This is a genomic window from Halomicrobium katesii DSM 19301 (assembly GCF_000379085.1).
Lineage (GTDB): Archaea > Halobacteriota > Halobacteria > Halobacteriales > Haloarculaceae > Halomicrobium > Halomicrobium katesii.
In genome coordinates this window covers 98747-117454 of the sequence record NZ_KB905379.1, presented here as the reverse complement: position 1 = coordinate 117454, position 18708 = coordinate 98747, and the positions used below count along the sequence as shown (strand labels likewise).

Below are 18708 nucleotides of genomic sequence, written 5' to 3'. Positions count from 1 at the left end.
CGGCCCGCACGGAGGTGAGCGGATGGGCTCGGTCGTGATCTCCGTCGACGCAGAACTCGGCTGGGGCTTTCACGACGTGTCGGGCCACTCGGAGCGACTGGCGGCCGCCCGCGTCGGCTGGAAGCGACTCGCCGGGCTCTGCTCGGAGTACGAGATTCCTGCGACGTGGGCGGTCGTCGGTCACCTGTTGCTCACCGACTGTGACGGCCGCCACGAGAACCACCCTCGCGGTCCGGAGTGGTTCCGGTGTGAACGCGACCGCTGGGCCGACCGTCCGGGCCTGCGGTACGGCCCCCACCTCGTCGCCGACGTGGCGGCGGACCCGGTCGGCCACGAGATCGGCTGCCACACGTTCTCACACGTCCTCTTCGGAGCGGACGACACGACGGCCGCGACCGCTCGCGCCGAGATCGAGGCGTGTCTCGACGCGACCAGCGCGACCGACTACTCGCTTCGCTCGTTCGTCTTTCCGCGCAACAGCGTGGGTCACCGGGAGCTGCTCGCGGAGTACGACTTCGACTGCTATCGCGGTGTCGCCCCGGCGGAACGGACGCCGCTGAACAAACTCCGCGAAGCGACCGTCGGCGAGCCCGAGCCACGCCTCGTCACACCCGCCGTCGACGAGCACGGTCTGGTCGACATCCCGGCGTCGCTGTACCTCTTCTCCTTCGAGGGCCGACCCCGGCGACTCCTGACGACGGTCTTCGAGGATCCGATCGTCCAGTACGCCCGTCGCGGGATCGACGCCGCGGCCCGCCGGGACGGTGTCTTCCACATGTGGCTCCATCCGAACAACCTCGTCGGCCGCCCGGAGATCGCACGCATGCGAGCGATCTTCGACTACCTCGACGAGCGCCGCGCCGACCTCGCTATCGAGACGATGGGCGAGGTCGCTGCCCGAGTCGGCCGCGCGGATCCGCCGACGGCGGGCCACTCTCCCGATGGCGTTTAATTCAGAAAACACTATAGGGCGGGCATAACAAACCCGACACGAGTGGAGTTCCTTTCCATGTCTGAACCCAACCTCAGCGACAGATCGGTGCTGGTCACGGGCGGTGCCGGCTTCGTCGGCGGCCAGCTCGTCCAGACGCTCGCCCCGGACAACGAGGTGACCGTCATCGACGACCTCTCGACGGGCGACCGCGACCGCGTTCCCGACGACGTGACCTTCGTCCACGGCGACGTACGCGACCAGCGCAAGCTCAAGCAGGAGATCGAGGCGGCAGACGTCGTCTTCCACGAGGCGGCCGTCGTCGGCGTCCCGGCTTCGCTGCGGGATCCGCCCCGGAGCAACCACGTCAACACCGGCGCGACCGTCCAGTTGCTCGACTACGCTCGCCAGTACGACACGCGGGTCGTCCTCGCCTCCAGCGCCGCGATCTACGGCGAGCCCGAGTCGGTTCCCATCGAGGAGGACCACCCCCTCGAACCGACCTCACCGTACGGCGTCGACAAGCTCGCGGTCGATCACTACGCCCGCGTGTTCGCCCAGCAGTACGATCTCCCGGTCGTCCCGCTGCGCTACTTCAACATCTACGGGCCGCGGACTGGCCCCAACCCCTACAGTGCCGTGGCCGACGTGTTCCTCGAACAGGCTCGAAGCGGCGAGCCGATCACGGTCCACGGGACCGGCGAGCAGACCCGCGACTTCGTCCACGTCGACGACGTGGTCCAGGCGAACCTCCGGGCCGCGACCACCGACGAGGTCGGCGTGGCCTACAACGTCGGCACCGGTTCGTCGATCTCGATCGCGGAGCTCGCCGAGCTGATCCGGGCGGCGACGGACAGCGACTCGCCGATTACACACGCCGACGAGCGGTCGGGCGACATCAGCGACAGCGAGGCAGACATATCTCGCGCACGCGAACGACTCGGCTACGAGCCGACGGTCGATCTCCGCTCGGGCATCGACCGGCTCGTCGACGTGGCCACCCCCGCGGATCCCCCTTCCTCGTCGTAGCGCGTCCATAACAAACCCGTCCCGCCGGGAAGAGAGAGTCACCGATTGCTGCACGGACTTTCAGCAGACATGTTCAACGGACACTCTCTCAGCGTCGTCGTACCGGCATACAACGAGGAAGCACACGTCGGCGAAGTCATCGACACGCTCCCTGACTGTGTCGACCGGGCGTACGTCGTCGACGACTGCTCGACCGACGACACCTGGTCGGTCATCCAGTCACACGTTCCCGCCCGCGAACGCTCTCGGTCGCGGGCACGCGCGGACGGCGGCGAGGCGGCACAGACGGTCGTCCCGATTCGCCACGAGCGAAATCGCGGTGTCGGTGGCGCGATCAAGACCGGCTACCTCGCGGCGAGCCGGGACGGCACGGACATCGTCGCCGTGATGGGCGGCGACGGGCAGATGGACCCGGACCTGCTGCCCGACATCGTCGCGCCGGTGGCCGACGGGCGGGCCGCCTACGCGAAGGGGAATCGGCTGTGTTCGCCGTCGGACCGCTCGTCGATGCCGACCGTCCGTCAGGCGGGCAACCGCATGCTCTCGACGCTGACGCGACTCGCGTCGGGGTACTGGGGGATCGGCGACCCACAGAACGGGTACACCGCCGCCTCCACGGCGGCGCTCGAACGCAGCGGGGTCGACGAGATGTACGAGTTCTACGGCTACTGCAACGACCTGCTGGTCAAGCTCAACGTCGCGGACTGCCGGGTCGCCGACGTGCCGATGCCCGCCGAGTACGGCGACGAGACCAGCCACATCGACCTCCGGACGTACGTGCCCCGCGTCTCCGGTATGCTGGCGCGGAACTTCTTCTGGCGGCTCCGCCGATACGCCAGCGACGTCAGTCCGGCGATCCCGGCCGGCTATCTCGGCGGGATCGCGCTTTCCGTCCCCGGCCTGGCTGGCGTCCTGTTCGCGTTGCTGGCGGGTAACAGCGGCCTACTCGCTCTCTCGTCGGTGGTTCTCCTCGTCGCGACCGTGGCGCTCGCGGCCGGCGTCGCGCTCGACCGCAGGCACAACGAAGAGCTGGCCGTCGTCGTCGATAACTGATACTGCCGGCTGTCCCCTCGTTCAGATATTCGCCACTTCGGAGTGGCGAAATCCGTGACAGATGTACAGCCGGTAGTATGAGCCCTACCGCTCGGGAGCGTCGGTAACCGCTCCTTTCGGCGTCCCCTCGGAAGGCGCAACCACGCCGCTACCGACTGGTAGGCAAGTCAGTCCACTTCGACGGAACCGTTTTGTCGGTATGTACGGATTACCAGGTGTTGATGGCTCCGACACCCACCTACCTGGCCCTCCGCGACGTGGACAGTACGTCTGCTACTGTCGGCTGTCCGTCTGTGACCGATCTCGCCACCTCGGGGTGGCGGACGGCTTCGCGACGTGACAGCCGACCGTCTGAACGACGCCGATGGGGGACCAGACGATGACCAACGAGACGGACAACACCGACAGTGATCCGCTCGCCGACGCCGCCACGACGTTCGCGGGGACGCCCTGGGAGGGCCGGCCGGTCGATCCGGACCTGCACAGCGATCTGGGGTACGAGCTGGTCGACTGGGAGGTCGTGCCCAACGCTCGCGACGACAAGCAGGTGTTCCTCCCGATCGAGGAGTCGATGCTGCGCGACGAGGCGTTCATCGTCGCGGAACCGGACGCCTGCTGTGACCTCGGAACGAAGCTGTAGCTGCGCTCTCGTACGGATATCGCCCGTCGCTTCGCGGTCGGTCGAGTCCCGCGGCGACGCTCACCGGGACGTCGCTACAGCCGTCCGTCTCACTCGACGGTCACGCTCTTGGCGAGGTTCCGTGGCTTGTCGATCGGTCGGTCGAGTTCCGCGGCGACGTGATAGGCAAGCAACTGGAGGTGAACGTTCGCGAGCACGCCCGTCAGTGCCGGATCGGTGTCGGGCACCGGCAAGTGAGCGTCCGCTCGGTCGCCCAGCGGGCTGTCGGCCGGGCCGACCGCGACGACCGGCCCGCCGCGTGATCGAATTTCCTCGGCGTTGCTGGCGACCTTCTCGGTGTTGCGCCCCGTGTCGATCGCGAACACCGGCGTCCGTTCGGTCACGAGTGCGAGCGGACCGTGTTTGAGTTCGCCGGCGGCGAACCCCTCGGCGTGTTCGTAGGTGATCTCTTTGAGCTTGAGCGCTCCCTCCAGTGCGACCGGATGGCCGGTCCCGCGACCGACGAAGAAGTACGCGTCGCTGTCTCGAAACTGCCGAGCCACGGACCGAACGTCGTCCGACTCGACGACCGCGCGGACGTCGTCGGGCAGGGCAGTAAGCGCGCGTCGGAAGGGGCGGCCCCGCTCGGTCCCCTCGCGAGCGGCCAGTTGCTCGGCCAGCAACGCCAGCGTCGCGACCTGCGAGGAGAAGGTCTTGGTCGCCGCGACGCCGATCTCGGGACCGGCCCGGATGAACAGCGCGTCGTCGCACTCTCTGGCGGCCGTGGAACCGACCGTGTTCGTGACCGCGAGCGTGGGCTGGTCCTGTGAGTGTGCCTCCCGGAGCGCCGCCAGTGTGTCGGCCGTCTCCCCGCTCTGGGTCACGCCGACGACGATCGTCCCCGGCCGCGCCGGTGGCGGTGCCGTGACGTACTCGCTGGCCAGGTGTGCGCTCGCGGGGACGCCACGCTCGGTCAGTAACCGCGCCCCGTACAGCGAAGCGTGGTAGGAGGTTCCACAGGCGACGAAGGCCACGCGTTCGACGCCGTCGAGTGTCTCGTCCGCGAGGTCGTCGAGCGCGACGCCGTCGCCGAGTCGCCCCTGAAGGGTCTGCTCTAGGGCCCGTGGCTGCTCGTGGATCTCCTTGTGCATGTAGTGGTCGTAGCGCCCCTTCTCGGCGTCCTCGGCGGTCCACTCGACGGTCCGGACCGGTCGATCGCGGACGCGACCGTCCGCGCCGGTCACCTCGTAGTGGTTCGGTCCGATCGCGACGACGTCGCCGTCGTCGAGGTAGACCACGCTGTCGGTGCGCTCGATGAACGCGGGCACGTCGCTCGCGAGGTAGTTCGCGTCGTCGCCCAGGCCCAGGACCAGCGGCGAGCCGTTCCGTGCGGCGTAGACTCGGTCGCTGTCGGCGACGACCATCGCGATCGCGTAGCTCCCGTCGATGTCCTCGATCGTCGCCCGGAGCGCGTCGACCGGCGTCGCGCCCGCGGCCAGATACTCCTCGACGAGGTGTGGCACCACTTCGGTGTCTGTTTCGCTGTCGAGGACGTGACCACTCGCCCGGAGTCGATCACGCAACGACGCGTAGTTCTCGACGATCCCGTTGTGGACGACGGCGACGCGCCCCGTGCAGTCGGTGTGTGGGTGGGCGTTCTCGTCGCTCGGTTCGCCGTGGGTGCTCCAGCGGGTGTGGCCGATCCCGACCGTCCCGCCGGGGCGGTCACGACGGACGCGCCGGGCCAGCTCGGCGACCTCGCCGGAGCGCTTGACGACCTCCAGGGACGCACCGTCCGGCACGGCGATCCCGGCGGAGTCGTACCCCCGGTATTCGAGGTTGTCCAGTCCCGAAAGCAGCGTCGAGACTGCCTCGTCACATCCCACGCAGGCGGTAATCCCACACATCAGCGGCCATCCTCCGTGGCGAGACTGGGGCGTCGCTGTCGGTCGACTGCGCGTCCGCGGGGCGGTCTTGACATACACACCCGCTACCCCGCTTGCCACCTTTGTTATGCGACGGCTGTCGGTCGTCCGACGGAGTCGCCGGCCCGTTCAGAGACTGCCCACAGACTTCACCTCACCCCGGTCTGTGGCGGCCAGGGGATCGCTCGCGAGTTCGGCCAGCCCCGTCAGATACGAGTGGACCGTCATGTCGACCGCCTCGAACTGGCTCGGGACGACCCCCGCGAGTTCGCCGTCGACGTACGTCGCCAGACAGATCCGCGGGAGCTTGACGCAGTCGAACGCTTCGTCGGTGACGAACGATTCACAGACCGTCTGCTCGAAGGGGAGTTCGACCTCGGGATAGCCGTCTGCCCAGCGTTCGAACTCCTCGATCTTGTTGTGCAGGTATCGCCCGACCGGCGACTGGGAACAGCGTTCCCCCGTGTAGAGACGGTCGCCCCACACCTGAACGGTGAACCGATCGATCCTGTCCCGTTCCTCCAGTCCGTCGAGGCGTTCGAGGACAGCCGACTGCGTCGTCTGGGAGGGCGTCGGTGCCCCCAGCGACCGCACGAACACGTCGACGCGAACGTCGTCACTCGCTTCGACGCGCTCGCTGTGATTCGACCACCACTCACGGTACGGTGTCTCTGACATCGTGTTCTCCTTGTTGGGTCCGTACCAGCCGACATAAGCGGGTTCGACCGTTCACAGAACTGATTCGTGATAACCCTCCACTGTCGCCGATATGGTGTGGTTTCGCCGTGCTGGCGTCCAGGCGCTGCTGTCCGAGCGCGAGCTGCGTCCGCTCCACCTGCGGTGGCCCGTCCCGGCCTTACCGGGCGACTGACCGTTGGTCCGTCCGGTACCGAGCCGAGAGCGTTCGGTAGCCCGGCCATAACAATGCGCGGGCCAGCGGTGCGTCGGGACAAGAAATGGTGATCGGTGTATGAGCTGCCGGGGGCAGGCCACGAGCGGGCACAGCAGCGACACAGCGTCCGATCTTGCCCTCTCCGTGGTCGTCGTGACCTACAACGAGGCCGATCGTATCGAGGCGTGTCTCGATGCGATCTTCGAGGCGTGTCGCCAGTTCGAACAGACCGACGTCGTCCTCGTCGATTCGCGCTCGACCGACGAGACCGTCGCGCTGGCCGCCGACTATCCGGTCCGCGTCTACCGTCTCCCCGCGTCTGCCGACCGCACGCCCGGTGCCGGTCGATACGTCGGGACACAGGTCACGTCGGCTGACCCCGTGCTGTTCGTCGACGGCGACATGATCGTCGAGCCCTCGTGGGTCGCGGCCGCCGCGGCGCGGCTCCGGTCCGAGCCCGCGGTCGCCGGGGTCGACGGCTGTCTCAACGACGCCTCCGGACGGACCGAGCGCCGCGTCGACACGCTGCGTGGCGTCGTACTGTACGACCGGTCGATCCTGGCGTCGGTCGGCGGCTTCGACCCGCACCTGCAGGCCCTCGAAGACGTGGAGCTGGGCTTTCGCCTCAGGGACGCGGGGTACCACCTCGTGCGGCTCCCGATCGTCGCCGCAGCCCACCCCTTCGGCGACGGGCTGCCGGAGCTGCGTCGCCGGTGGCGCAGCGGCTACTACTTCGGTCGCGGGCAGGTCCTGCGCAAGTGGTCTCGATCCCCGCGGATGGTCGCGCGCGTGTGTCACTATTCTCGACTCTACGCGGTGATGGGTGGCTGGACGGCGCTCGGAATCCTCGCGACCGGTTCGCTGGGTCCGGTCGGGCTTCTGGCGTGGTGCTGCGTGACGACGGCGCTGGTCGGCGTCTGTCTCCGACTCAAGGGGCGGACCTGGGTCGAAAACAAGTCGATATCGCTCGCTCCCGTCTGGGCGGGCGCACTCGCCGGCTTCCTCGGGCCGCACCCGCCGCAGTCTGCCTATCCGGTCGGACGGGTCGAGCTGGTCGCGACGCCGACCGGGCGGAGTTCCGGAGCGGTCGGAGGGATTCGATGACCGACGCGGCCACGCTGGGGGGAGGTCCGTGGACCGGTCGCTAACCGAGGCGTTCAGCGCACTGTTCAGCGCCAAGCTGGCGACTTCGGTGATCAGTATCGTCTCCTTACCGATCGTCGTCCGGGAGCTGGGGACGACGGGGTACGGGGACTATGCCTTCCTCATCTCCTCGTTCAGCCTCTACATGATCCTCGTCAGCTCCGGTGTCACGGAGGGCATCCAGAAGTTCGTCGCCGAGGAGCGCGCGGACGACCGCTGGCACGAACACGTCGTCGGCTTCTACCTCCGACTGACGCTCGGACTCGGGACGGTCGGTGCCGTCGTCGTCGGCGCGGCCAGCGCGAGCGGGTTGCCGAACCGCCTGCTCGGTGCTCCGTTCTCCTACTACTTCGCGTTGCTGGCGGTGCTGGTCGTCGCCGCACAGCTCCGGGCGTTCACCCGCCGGACGCTGATGGGGCTCGGTCTGGAGCGCTACTCCGAGCCCCTCCGGGTCGCGACGAAGCTCACCTGGGTCGGACTCGGACTCGGGCTGGCCGCCCTCGGACTCGGCGTCGACGCCTTCCTCATCTCGAACATCGCCGGTGCGACGCTGCTCGCCGTCGTCGGTCTCGCGGTGATCGCCCGCCGACTGTCGGTGTCTGCCATCCTCCGTGGGCCTCCAGACGACTTCCCCACCCGAGAACTGCTCTCGTTCAACGGGCTCAACATCGTCCTCGTACTCCTCTTGCTGTCGCTGTTCCACGTCGACGTGGTGATGATGCGGCTCCTGACCGACGGCGGACAGACGGGACAGTACAGGGCGGCCCTGGCGATCGCGGAGTACGTCTGGTTCGTTCCGCTCTCTCTCCAGACGCTGCTCTTGCACTCCAGTTCCCGACTGTGGGCCGAGCGTCGGTTCGAGCGCCTCACCGACATCGCCTCTCGAATCACGCGCTACGTCTGGCTGCTCGTGTCCCTGATGGCGATCGGTCTGTTCGTCCTGGCCGACGCGGCGATCCCGCTGTACTTCGGTCCCGCGTTCACCGACACCGTCGGGCCGCTGCTCGTCCTGTTGCCCGGGACGATCGGCTTCGCGCTGGCCCGCCCGCTGTACGCCATCAATCAGGGGAGCGGTCGCCTTCGAATCCCGATCGTCGCCACGGGCGGGGCTGCCGGTATCAACGTCGTCCTCAACGCAGTACTGATTCCGGCCTACGGGATGATCGGCGCTTCGGCTGCCACCAGCGTCGGCTACGGTTCGATGTTCGCCTTCCACGTCGCCTGCGCGCGGTATCTGGGGTATCGACCGCTGGCCGATCTCCGGTTCCCGTCGCTGGTCGGGACCGCGGTCGTCGCCGCTCCCGTCATCTATGCCGTCGACGCCGTTCTCGTCGGCGAGTACCTCTCTCTCGCGGTGGTCCCGGTCGTCGGTACAGTCGTCTACACGATCGTCGCCGTGGCGTTCGGTGCGGTGACCGTCGACGAACTCCGGTCGGTCACCGGCGCGTTGCCCGCACCGGTCGGTCCTCGTCTCCGGGCGCTCTTGCCGGGGTCGGACCGGTGACGTGTCGCGTCCCCCGGCAATTTTATTCCCTATATAAAAATGAAGAAATGTAAACTGGTGGCCCGTACCATCAACGGGGTGTGACGTTCGACCGACCGCCGCGACGCATTAGACCTCCAGTTTCGTCTGGAAATATATCGAACACAACAGCCGCCACCCTGAATACGGTTCCGGTGTCGTACCGACGATCGGGAGGGTCTGGTGCCGTTCGATACGCGGTCGCCTCGACGGTAACGATGTGACCGTCGACGCTGGTACCCTCACTCTTCGACTGTCTCGTGGCCGCACGCGAAATCGTACTGTTCGATCTTGGGGCTATCTCGCTCCGGACGCGCCCGCGCAATCTCGACGTGTACCGGAGGTCGGGCCAATGTCACACGATCCGGTCCGCGGATTCGAGCATATCAGCGAGAGACGACTACCCAATTTTGATACTGCATCTCAAACCGGTGGTTCGTTTCTCGCGTAAACAAGTGTACGCAGCCAGATACGTTCTCCACGGGCCGATGCTTCCGGCCGGTCGCCGCCGGCAGCTCTCCCGAACGTATCACTTTCAGTACACCGTTCCCGACCCGCGGTTTCCTCCCTCGCTCTCGATAGTTCTATCACTGGTACCACCGTTATTTCCTCCTCGTGAACACCTGTGCCGGCTCCCGGATAGCGACCAATCAGTTTCGAAGGAGTTTCTCCCCGACGGCGACAGTCCTTACATCTATCATACCAGAATCTACAAATAGGAGCGCGCCGTGGGCCGCCACATGGACTCCGGAACGCTGACCGTCGAGAATATCGGCGGCATCGAGCACACGACAGCAGAGATACCGCCCGGCGTCACCGTCCTCGCGAGCCCGAACGCCTCGAACAAGACCTCGTTTCTCCGATCGGTGATGGCCGCGCTCGGTAGCGATCAGGTCTCGCTCAAGGGCGACGCAGACGAGGGATCGGTGAGCCTCGAACTCGACGGGACGACGTACGAACGGACGTTCGAACGAACGGGCGCGACCGTCCGCTCGGACGGCACCCCCTACCTCGACGACTCTGCCGTCGCGGACCTCTTTGCCTTCCTGTTGAAGTCTAACGAGGCCAGGCGTGCCGTCCAGTCGACCGTCGACCTGCGGGAACTCATCATGCGACCGGTCGATACCGAAGCGATCCAGTCCGAGATCGAGCGTTGTCAGCGCGAACGCGATCACATCGACGAACAACTGGACGAGATCGACTCGCTCAAGCAGCGACTACCCGACCTCGAAGAGCGAAAGCGCGAGCTGCAAGACGAGGTCGAGGCGAAGCGTTCGGAACTGGAGTCACTCGAAACGGAGATCGAGGAGGCCGACGCTTCCGTCGAAAGCCAGCGCGAGGAACGCGACGAACTCGAAACGGCGCTGGAAGAGCTTCGAGACGTTCGCTCGACACTCGAAGACGTTCGCTACGAGATCGAGGCAAAGCGCAAGCGCCACTCCTCGCTCAAGGAGGAGCGAAACGAGCTCGAAACCGAAATCGACGAACTGGCCGACGTGCCCGAAGACGAACTGGCCAACATCGAGGGCCACGTCGACGACCTTCGCTCTCGGAAGCAGCAACTCGACGCCGAAATCAGCGAACTCCAGAAGACGATCCAGTTCAACGAGAAGATGATCGACGAGGCGACGAGCGGGAGCCACCCGGCCGTCGACATCGCGACCGACGGCGGGGACGGTGCCACCGTGACCGACCAACTACTCGACCAGCGCCAGGAGACCGTCTGTTGGACCTGTGGCTCTGAGGTCGAGATCGACCAGATCGAGGACACCGTCGCCAACCTCCGTGACGTACGCCGCGAGAAGCTCGATACGATCGACGACATCGAGTCGGAACTCGACGAGTACAAACGCCAGAAGAAGTCCTACGAGTCCCAACAACGCGACCGCGACCAGGCACAGCGCCGCCTCGCGCGTGTAGAGAACGATATCGAGTCCACCGAGAGCGCGCTCGAACGACTGACCGAACGCAAAGACGAACTCACTGACGAGGTCGAAGACCTCGAAGCCCGCGTCGAGGACCTCGAATCCGGCAGCTACGACGAAGTCCTGGAACTCCACCGGACCGCCAACGACATGGAGTACGAGCTCGGGCGACTGGAGACCGAACGCGACGAAGTCGAGAGCGAGATCGCGGACATCGAGTCCCGCGTCGCCGAGGCAGACGACCTGCGCGCACAGCGCGAGCAACTCCAGGCGGAACTGACGGACCTCCGCACTCGCATCGACCAGATCGAGGCCGACGCCGTCGAGCAGTTCAACGACCACATGGAACAGCTCCTCGGTATCCTCGACTACGACAACATCGAACGGATCTGGATCGAGATCGTCGAGGAGGAGGTCAGAAAGGGACGACGCAAGACCACCGAACGGACCTTCGAACTCCACGTCATCCGTAGCAGCGACAGCGGCGTCGCCTACGAAGACACTGTCGACCACCTCAGCGACTCCGAGCGGGAGGTGACCGGACTGGTGTTCGCTCTGGCCGGCTACCTGGTCCACGACGTTCACGAGGACGTGCCGGTGATGATCATGGACGCACTCGAACCGATCGACTCCGAGCGCATCGCCGCACTCGTCGAGTACTTCGAGTCGTATGTCGACTATCTCGTCGTCGCGCTACTGCCCGAAGACGCCGACGCGTTGGAGATCGACCACCACCGAATCACCGATATCGGCGCGTAACGACCGCTAGCGGCTTTCGAACGGTCTCCGACACGATCGCTTCGACCGACAGTGTCAGCTCTCCTCGCTCTCACACTCGCAACCGCCCTCGTCGAGCAACGACGCCACGGTCTTCTGTGTCTCGCAGTCCCGACAGTACACCTGGAAGTCGATGATGAGCCGGAAGTCGCCGAGCGAGATCCGGCCGGTGTCGCGCAGCCGCGTCAGCTTCTCCTCGGTGACCGATGTCGCCCGACTGACGAGGCGCTGGATCGTCGTCTTTTGCTTCTCGATGTGCTCTTCGTCGCTCGGCGTCTCGTACTCCGCGTCACGGACGTCTTTGACGTAGGATCTGATCGCCTGGTACGTGACGAAGTCGCTCTGTAGCTGCTCGACGTCGACGCCCTCCCGTTCGAGCCGCGTCTCGATGGTTGCACGGTCCGTCTCGGCGTCGTCGTTCGCCAGCGCCTCGTAGATCGCCTTCCCGTCGCTGTCGAAGTGCGTGACGCCTTCACTCTCCAGTCGCGCGTCGACCAGCGCGACGTTGAACTCGGTCGCGAGCTGCCGGAGGCTCTTCCGATCGTCGCCGTCGGCTGTCCAACTGGCGACGAGTTCGTCTCCCAGGCTACCCAACCCGTACTCGTCCAGCAATCGTTCGACTTTGCTTCGCCGCTGTCTGTTCATACGTGGCTCCAACGCGCTCCCGGGTTATGTAAATTGCTTCCGGTCTCCACACTGGCCGTCCGCTGCAGTGAAATAACGTGGGTATCGGCGTTACGTTTCACTGCTCCCCATCGTGACTGTCGTGTCGGGTGCTGCCACAGCCACAGTTCGAGCCATATCTCACTCGTGTTCACCTTCACTGAATGTCTGAGGTCTGTGTAAATAGACGACATTATAAGTCTATATAGCTCCAATATAATCTCTTTTGTGGAAACTTATCTCTATATTTGGGAAGACTAGACTAAACAATTCTAAATATGGTATCAAATGTGGAATATATGTCTATAGAGAACGCTTTTCTATGCGAATATTTGATTATATAGATGGATCTTAGCCGGGGCTTCCGGAGCTATGGGACTGTCTTCCTGTCCGTGTTCGCTGACGATTCTGTGGTCGTCGTTTCCGCTGCAAGACTCACACTGTTGGCCGTCATCGTCACAGGATACTCGCTCCCTCGAAGACGACGATGTCTCACGCAGACAGCCGGCTGTCCGTGTCGGGTCGGTCGTCCGGCTGCCAGCTGCACTGTGGTCGCCGCGTGCCCGTGATGCAGCCGCTGTCGTTCGGGGAGTTCCAGCGTCGATTCTGACCGTCGGTTCTGTCCCGCTTATATCCCCTCGCTCAGTTACATTACGGTGCGGACCACCACACGTGAGCCGTGTGCTTGCATCACAGGGCCGCTTCGAGACGTGCGATTTATATGTACCCCTCCCATCGGGTGTAATACGAAGGTCGCGCCGGGTCGCCCGGCAAGGCCGGACCGACAAACCGCCGTGGTTTGTCGGCCACGAAGAGTGAGAGTGTGCCTAACTCGCCGGTCCGCGGCGAGCGGCCCTCTCGCGAAGTATGAGGATCCCACCCCTGCGGTCCGCCGTCAAGATGAGATCTGATGTGAGCCCACGGACCCAACACGATGTTGCTGGGGTTGGATACCTCAGCATTTTAGCTTCCAATGGAGTGCAACCACTTCCGCCGCTGATGTATATCAGCACATTCCGGTTGATCCTGCCGGAGGCCATTGCTATCGGAGTCCGATTTAGCCATGCTAGTCGCACGGGCTTAGACCCGTGGCGTATAGCTCAGTAACACGTGGCCAAACTACCCTATAGACCATGATAACCTCGGGAAACTGAGGCTAATCGTGGATATCGCATTCACGCTTGAACTGCCGAATGCGAGAAACGTTCCGGCGCTATAGGATGTGGCTGCGGCCGATTAGGTAGACGGTGGGGTAACGGCCCACCGTGCCAGTAATCGGTACGGGTGGTGACAGCCAGAGCCCGGAGACGGTATCTGAGACAAGATACCGGGCCCTACGGGGCGCAGCAGGCGCGAAACCTTTACACTGCACGACAGTGCGATAGGGGGACTCCGAGTGCGAGGGCATATAGCCCTCGCTTTTTTCGACCCTAAGGTGGTCGACGAATAAGGACTGGGCAAGACCGGTGCCAGCCGCCGCGGTAATACCGGCAGTCCGAGTGATGGCCGCTGTTATTGGGCCTAAAGCGTCCGTAGCTTGNCGTGAAAGTCTATCGGGAAATCGACGCGCTCAACGCGTCGGCTTCCGGTGGAAACTGCACGGCTTGGGGCCGGAAGACTCAGCGGGTACGTCTGGGGTAGGAGTGAAATCCTGTAATCCTGGACGGACCACCAATGGCGAAAGCACGCTGAGAAGCCGGACCCGACAGTGAGGGACGAAAGCCAGGGTCTCGAACCGGATTAGATACCCGGGTAGTCCTGGCCGTAAACGATGCTCGTTAGGTCTGCCGTGCACTACGAGTGCACGGTGAGCCGAAGTGAAGACGATAAACGAGCCGCCTGGGAAGTACGTCCGCAAGGATGAAACTTAAAGGAATTGGCGGGGGAGCACCACAACCGGAGGAGCCTGCGGTTTAATTGGACTCAACGCCGGACATCTCACCAGTCCCGACAGTAATAACGACGGTCAGCTTGACGAGCTTACCCGAGTTACTGAGAGGAGGTGCATGGCCGCCGTCAGCTCGTACCGTGAGGCATCCTGTTAAGTCAGGTAACGAGCGAGACCCGCATCTGTAGTTGCCAGCGATACCCTTGTGGTAGTCGGGTACACTACAGAGACCGCCGACGCTAAGTCGGAGGAAGGAACGGGCAACGGTAGGTCAGTATGCCCCGAATGGACCGGGCAACACGCGGGCTACAATGGTCGAGACAATGGGTTGCGATACCGAGAGGTAGAGCTAATCTCCCAAACTCGATCGTAGTTCGGATTGAGGGCTGAAACTCGCCCTCATGAAGCTGGATTCGGTAGTAATCGCGTGTCAGAAGCGCGCGGTGAATACGTCCCTGCTCCTTGCACACACCGCCCGTCAAAGCACCCGAGTGAGGTCCGGATGAGGCCATCATGCGATGGTCAAATCTGGGCTTCGCAAGGGGGCTTAAGTCGTAACAAGGTAGCCGTAGAGGAATCTGCGGCTGGATCACCTCCTACTGAACGGGACCAGGCCGACGCGCCTGGCCCACCTGCTGTTACCGTTGGTCGAGCGTGACCAACAATCTGGTCGGAAGACCGTGTTGGGCCGTCAGGGCTCACAAGACCCATCCGAGGTGGATCTCCCTTCGGGGAGGCCGGGTGCAACTCCCGGCGGGTCCGTATCTCGTAGCAGTTCCGAACCGAGCCCCTTAAGTGTGGGACGGCGCTCGGATCTGGTACGAAGACCAGTGCACTACTCCGTGCAAGCGTGGGTAGGAAGGGTCGATGTACAGACCGGGTCGCACCGGCTGTACTGATGACACCGCGTGTACGTGCGATCCAGGCGTCCACTGGACTCGTGCAATTTCATCGAGTCACAACCAAATTTGACGTTGGCTACTGTGCCGCCTGGTGGATAGCTCGGCTCGGAAGCCGATGACGGACGTGCCAAGCTGCGAAAAGCCATGGGGAGCCGCACGGAGGCGAAGAACTACGGATCTCCGAATGGGAATCCCTCTTACAATTGCTTCGCGCAATGGGGAACCTCGAGAATTGAAACATCTTAGTATCGAGAGGAACAGAAAGCGCAATGCGATGTCGTTACTAACCGCGAGTGAACGCGACACAGCCCAAACCGAAGCCCTCACGGGCAATGTGGTGTACGGACTACCTTTCATCGGCCGACCATCTTCACGAAGTCTTCTGGAACGAAGCGTGATACAGGGTGACAACCCCGTAGTGAAGGTCAGTACGTCGTGCGGTAGCTCCAGAGTAGCGGGGGTTGGAAATCCCTCGTCAAGANGGCAGGCATCGACTGCCAAGGCTAAATACTCTCCGAGACCGATAGTGAACAAGTAGCGTGAGCGAACGCTGAAAAGCACCCTCAGACGGGGGTTGCAATAGGGCTTGAAATCAGGTGGCGATCGAGCGACGGGGCTTACAAGGTCCTGTAACAAACGAGAGCGGCGCGAGCCGTCAGTAGGACTTACAGGAAGCCGAAGTTCCGTCGTGCGTTTTGAAAAACGAGCCAGAGAGTGTGCCTGTTTGGCGAGTCTAACCCGATAATCGGGGAAGGCATAGGGAAACCGACATGGCCGCAGCATTGCGAGGGCCGCCGTCTTCAAGGGCGGGGAGTCAAACGAGCACGACCCGAAACCGGGTGATCTACGCGTGGGCAGGGTGAAGCGTGCCGAAAGGCACGTGGAGGCCCGTTAGGGATGGTGTCCTACAATACCCTCCCGTGACCTACGTGTAGGGGTGAAAGGCCCATCGAACCCGGAAACAGCTGGTTCCAACCAAAACATGTCGAAGCATGACGTCCGCCGAGGTAGTTCGTGGGGTAGAGCGACCGATTGAGGTGCTTCACTTCGAGAGAAGTGAACACTTCTGTCAAACTCCGAACCTACGAACGCTGTCGACGCGGGCAGTCCGGTATGCGGGGTAAGCCTGTGTACCGTAAGGGAGACAACCCAGCGCCGGGTTAAGGTCCCAAAGTGTGGATTAAGTGTGATCGAAAGTGGTCTCAAGCCCTAGACAGCCGGGAGGTGAGCTTAGAAGCAGCTACCCTCTAAGAATAGCGTAACAGCTTACCGGCCGAGGTTTGAGGCGCTGAAAATGATCGGGACTCAAATCCACCACCGAGACCTGGCCGCTCCCGTGAAAGGGAGATCGAGTAGGTTGGCGCTCCGATTGGATGGAAGCAGGGGTGAGAACTCCTGTGGACCGATCGGTGACGACAATTCTGGCCATAGTAGCAGCGATAGTCGGGTGAGAATTCCGACGGCCGAACGAGCAAGGGTTCCTCAGCACTGTTCGTCAACTGAGGGTTAGCCGGTCCTAAGTCCCCCCGTAATTCGAAGGGGACGACATGGGAAGCTGGTTAATATTCCAGCGCTCGTATGCAACGAAACCGACGCCTCGGGGTCGACCGAGCTGGGCCTTCGCCCAGTCGAACCGTCCAAATCCGTGGAAGCCGTAATGGCAGGAAGCGGACGAACGGCGGGATAGTGAAAATTGGTTCAACCTGGGGCCCGTGAAAAGGGAGCATACGATCCGTACCGAGATCCGACACAGGTGCTCGTGGCGGCGAAAGCCAAGGCCTGTCGGGAACAACCGACGTTAGGGAATTCGGCAAGTTAGTCCCGTACCTTCGGAATAAGGGATGCCTGCTCCTGACAGGAGCAGGTCGCAGTGACTCGGACGCTCCGACTGTCTAGTAACAACATAGGTGACCGCAAATCCGCAAGGACTCGTACGGTCACTGAATCCTGCCCAGTGCGGGTATCTGAACACCTAGTACAATAGGACGAAGGACCCGTCAACGGCGGGGGGAACTATGACCCTCTTAAGGTAGCGTAGTACCTTGCCGCTTCAGTAGCGGCTTGCATGAATGGATTAACGAGAGCGTCACTGTCCCAACGTTGGGCCCGGTGAACTGTACGTTCCAGTGCGGAGTCTGGAGACCCCCAAGGGGAAGCGAAGACCCTATGGAGCTTTACTGCAGGCTGTTGCTGGGACATGGTCGCTACTGTGCAGGGTAGGTAGGAGACATTACACAGGTATCCGCGCTAGCGGATCACCGAGTCAGACATGAAACACTACCCGGTAGTGACTGTGACCCTCACTCCTGGCGGAGGACACCAATAGCCGGGCAGTTTGACTGGGGCGGTACGCGCTCGAAAGAATATCGAGCGCGCCCTAAGGCTATCTCAGCCGTGACAGAGACGCGGCGAAGAGCGCAAGAGCAAAAGATAGCTTGACAGTGTCACTACCAACACGGTGACGCTGACGCGAAAGCGTGGTCTAGCGAACGGATGCGCCTGCTTGATGCGGGCCGATCTACGACAGAAAAGCTACCCTAGGGATAACAGAGTCGTCACCGGCAAGAGCACATATCGACCCGGTGGCTTGCTACCTCGATGTCGGTTCCCTCCATCCTGCCCGTGCAGCAGCGGGCAAGGGTGAGGTTGTTCGCCTATTAAAGGAGGTCGTGAGCTGGGTTTAGACCGTCGTGAGACAGGTCGGCTGCTATCTATTGGGGGTGTAAAGGAATCTGACGGGAACGATCGTATAGTACGAGAGGAACTCCGATTGGTGGCCACTGGTGTACCGGTTGTCCGAGAGGGCACGTGCCGGGCAGCCACGCCACACGGGGTAAGAGCTGAATGCATCTAAGCTCGAAACCCACCTGGAAAAGAGATACCGCAGAGGTCACTCGTAGAAGACGAGATAGATAGACTCGGGGTGTACGCGTCGAGGCAACGAGACGTTGAGCCCGCGAGCACTAATCGACCGAAGCCACACACTCATTGCACTGTGACTCGTTGCGTTGCACGAGTCCAGGCGTTCACTGGATCGCACGTAGACGCGGAGACCGAGACTGGTATCCTCGTGGTTCGACTCCACGACTCGGCGTAAAGGCGGCCATAGCGGCAGGGAAACACCCGTACCCATCCCGAACACGGACGTTAAGCCTGCCAGCGTTCCAGTGAGTACTGGGGTGTGCGAACCCCTGGGAAAGCCGGTTCGCCGCCTGCTACTCATACTTTAGAGCCCGCAGCCATTACGGCTGTGGGCTTTTTTCATGTCGATCGACAGCGGCAGTGCTCCCTCCGAGCGATATCGTTCCGCTCGGTAACTGTCGGTGTAGCTGTGTGGGGACCACGTCGGCATCACTCCGGTCTGGTCGATGATCGCGACGAGGACTACCGGGCGTGACGGCGCTTCGACGCATGCAAAAAGTGGGTCGCTGGTCGTGCG

General features: G+C 63.2%; 10 protein-coding genes and 3 rRNA genes. 10 read left to right on the top strand and 3 right to left on the bottom strand.

Going from position 1 to position 18708, the window contains the following annotated elements:
- Nucleotides 1-22 precede the first annotated feature (22 nt).
- The 4 genes from HALKA_RS0116065 (at nt 23) to HALKA_RS0116050 (ending at nt 3653) form a co-directional block, all read left to right on the top strand.
- Nucleotides 23-952: a polysaccharide deacetylase family protein gene (locus HALKA_RS0116065; RefSeq protein ID WP_018258960.1), complete on the top strand. Its 930-nt coding sequence runs from the start codon at nt 23-25 to the stop codon at nt 950-952.
- Nucleotides 953-1009: 57 nt separating this feature from the next.
- The gene (locus HALKA_RS0116060; RefSeq protein ID WP_044956819.1) at nt 1010-1960 is read left to right on the top strand and encodes an NAD-dependent epimerase/dehydratase family protein; all 951 of its coding nucleotides are present in this window, start codon (nt 1010-1012) and stop codon (nt 1958-1960) included.
- 69 nt (nt 1961-2029) lie between these two features.
- Nucleotides 2030-3013 (top strand): glycosyltransferase family 2 protein, encoded by a 984-nt coding sequence (locus HALKA_RS0116055; protein ID WP_018258958.1) that lies wholly within the window; start codon nt 2030-2032, stop codon nt 3011-3013.
- 379 nt (nt 3014-3392) lie between these two features.
- Nucleotides 3393-3653 carry a hypothetical protein gene (locus HALKA_RS0116050; RefSeq protein WP_015762997.1) on the top strand — a complete coding sequence of 87 codons (261 nt, stop codon included), beginning with the start codon at nt 3393-3395 and terminating at the stop codon, nt 3651-3653.
- Between the two features lie 89 nt (nt 3654-3742).
- Here the strand turns inward: HALKA_RS0116050 and glmS are convergent, their stop codons facing one another.
- Nucleotides 3743-5539: a glutamine--fructose-6-phosphate transaminase (isomerizing) gene (gene glmS, locus HALKA_RS0116045; protein ID WP_018258956.1), complete on the bottom strand. Its 1797-nt coding sequence runs from the start codon at nt 5537-5539 to the stop codon at nt 3743-3745.
- 147 nt (nt 5540-5686) lie between these two features.
- Nucleotides 5687-6235 (bottom strand): HTH domain-containing protein, encoded by a 549-nt coding sequence (locus HALKA_RS0116040; RefSeq protein WP_018258955.1) that lies wholly within the window; start codon nt 6233-6235, stop codon nt 5687-5689.
- 292 nt (nt 6236-6527) lie between these two features.
- On the opposite strand from HALKA_RS0116040, the gene HALKA_RS0116030 reads away from it, so the two are divergent.
- From HALKA_RS0116030 to HALKA_RS0116020, 3 genes are all read left to right on the top strand, one after another.
- Nucleotides 6528-7553 (top strand): glycosyltransferase family 2 protein, encoded by a 1026-nt coding sequence (locus HALKA_RS0116030; protein WP_026190366.1) that lies wholly within the window; start codon nt 6528-6530, stop codon nt 7551-7553.
- 28 nt (nt 7554-7581) lie between these two features.
- Nucleotides 7582-9096 carry an oligosaccharide flippase family protein gene (locus tag HALKA_RS0116025; protein ID WP_018258952.1) on the top strand — a complete coding sequence of 505 codons (1515 nt, stop codon included), beginning with the start codon at nt 7582-7584 and terminating at the stop codon, nt 9094-9096.
- A 758-nt stretch (nt 9097-9854) separates the two neighbouring features.
- On the top strand, nt 9855-11798 hold the full coding sequence (locus HALKA_RS0116020; protein WP_018258951.1) for an archaea-specific SMC-related protein: 1944 nt from the start codon (nt 9855-9857) through the stop codon (nt 11796-11798).
- 54 nt (nt 11799-11852) lie between these two features.
- Here HALKA_RS0116020 and rdfA read toward each other — a convergent pair whose 3' ends face one another.
- Nucleotides 11853-12461 carry a rod-determining factor RdfA gene (rdfA, locus tag HALKA_RS0116015; protein WP_018258950.1) on the bottom strand — a complete coding sequence of 203 codons (609 nt, stop codon included), beginning with the start codon at nt 12459-12461 and terminating at the stop codon, nt 11853-11855.
- Nucleotides 12462-13492: 1031 nt separating this feature from the next.
- Between rdfA and HALKA_RS0116010 the strand changes: the two genes are divergently transcribed.
- The 3 genes from HALKA_RS0116010 to rrf all read left to right on the top strand — a co-directional run bounded on the left by HALKA_RS0116010 (nt 13493) and on the right by rrf (nt 18486).
- Nucleotides 13493-14965, top strand: a 16S ribosomal RNA gene (locus tag HALKA_RS0116010).
- A gap of 371 nt (nt 14966-15336) precedes the next feature.
- Nucleotides 15337-18255, top strand: a 23S ribosomal RNA gene (locus HALKA_RS0116005).
- Between the two features lie 109 nt (nt 18256-18364).
- A 5S ribosomal RNA gene (rrf, locus tag HALKA_RS0116000) occupies nt 18365-18486 on the top strand.
- The 16S, 23S and 5S rRNA genes sit together here, the layout of an rRNA operon.
- Nucleotides 18487-18708 lie beyond the last annotated feature (222 nt).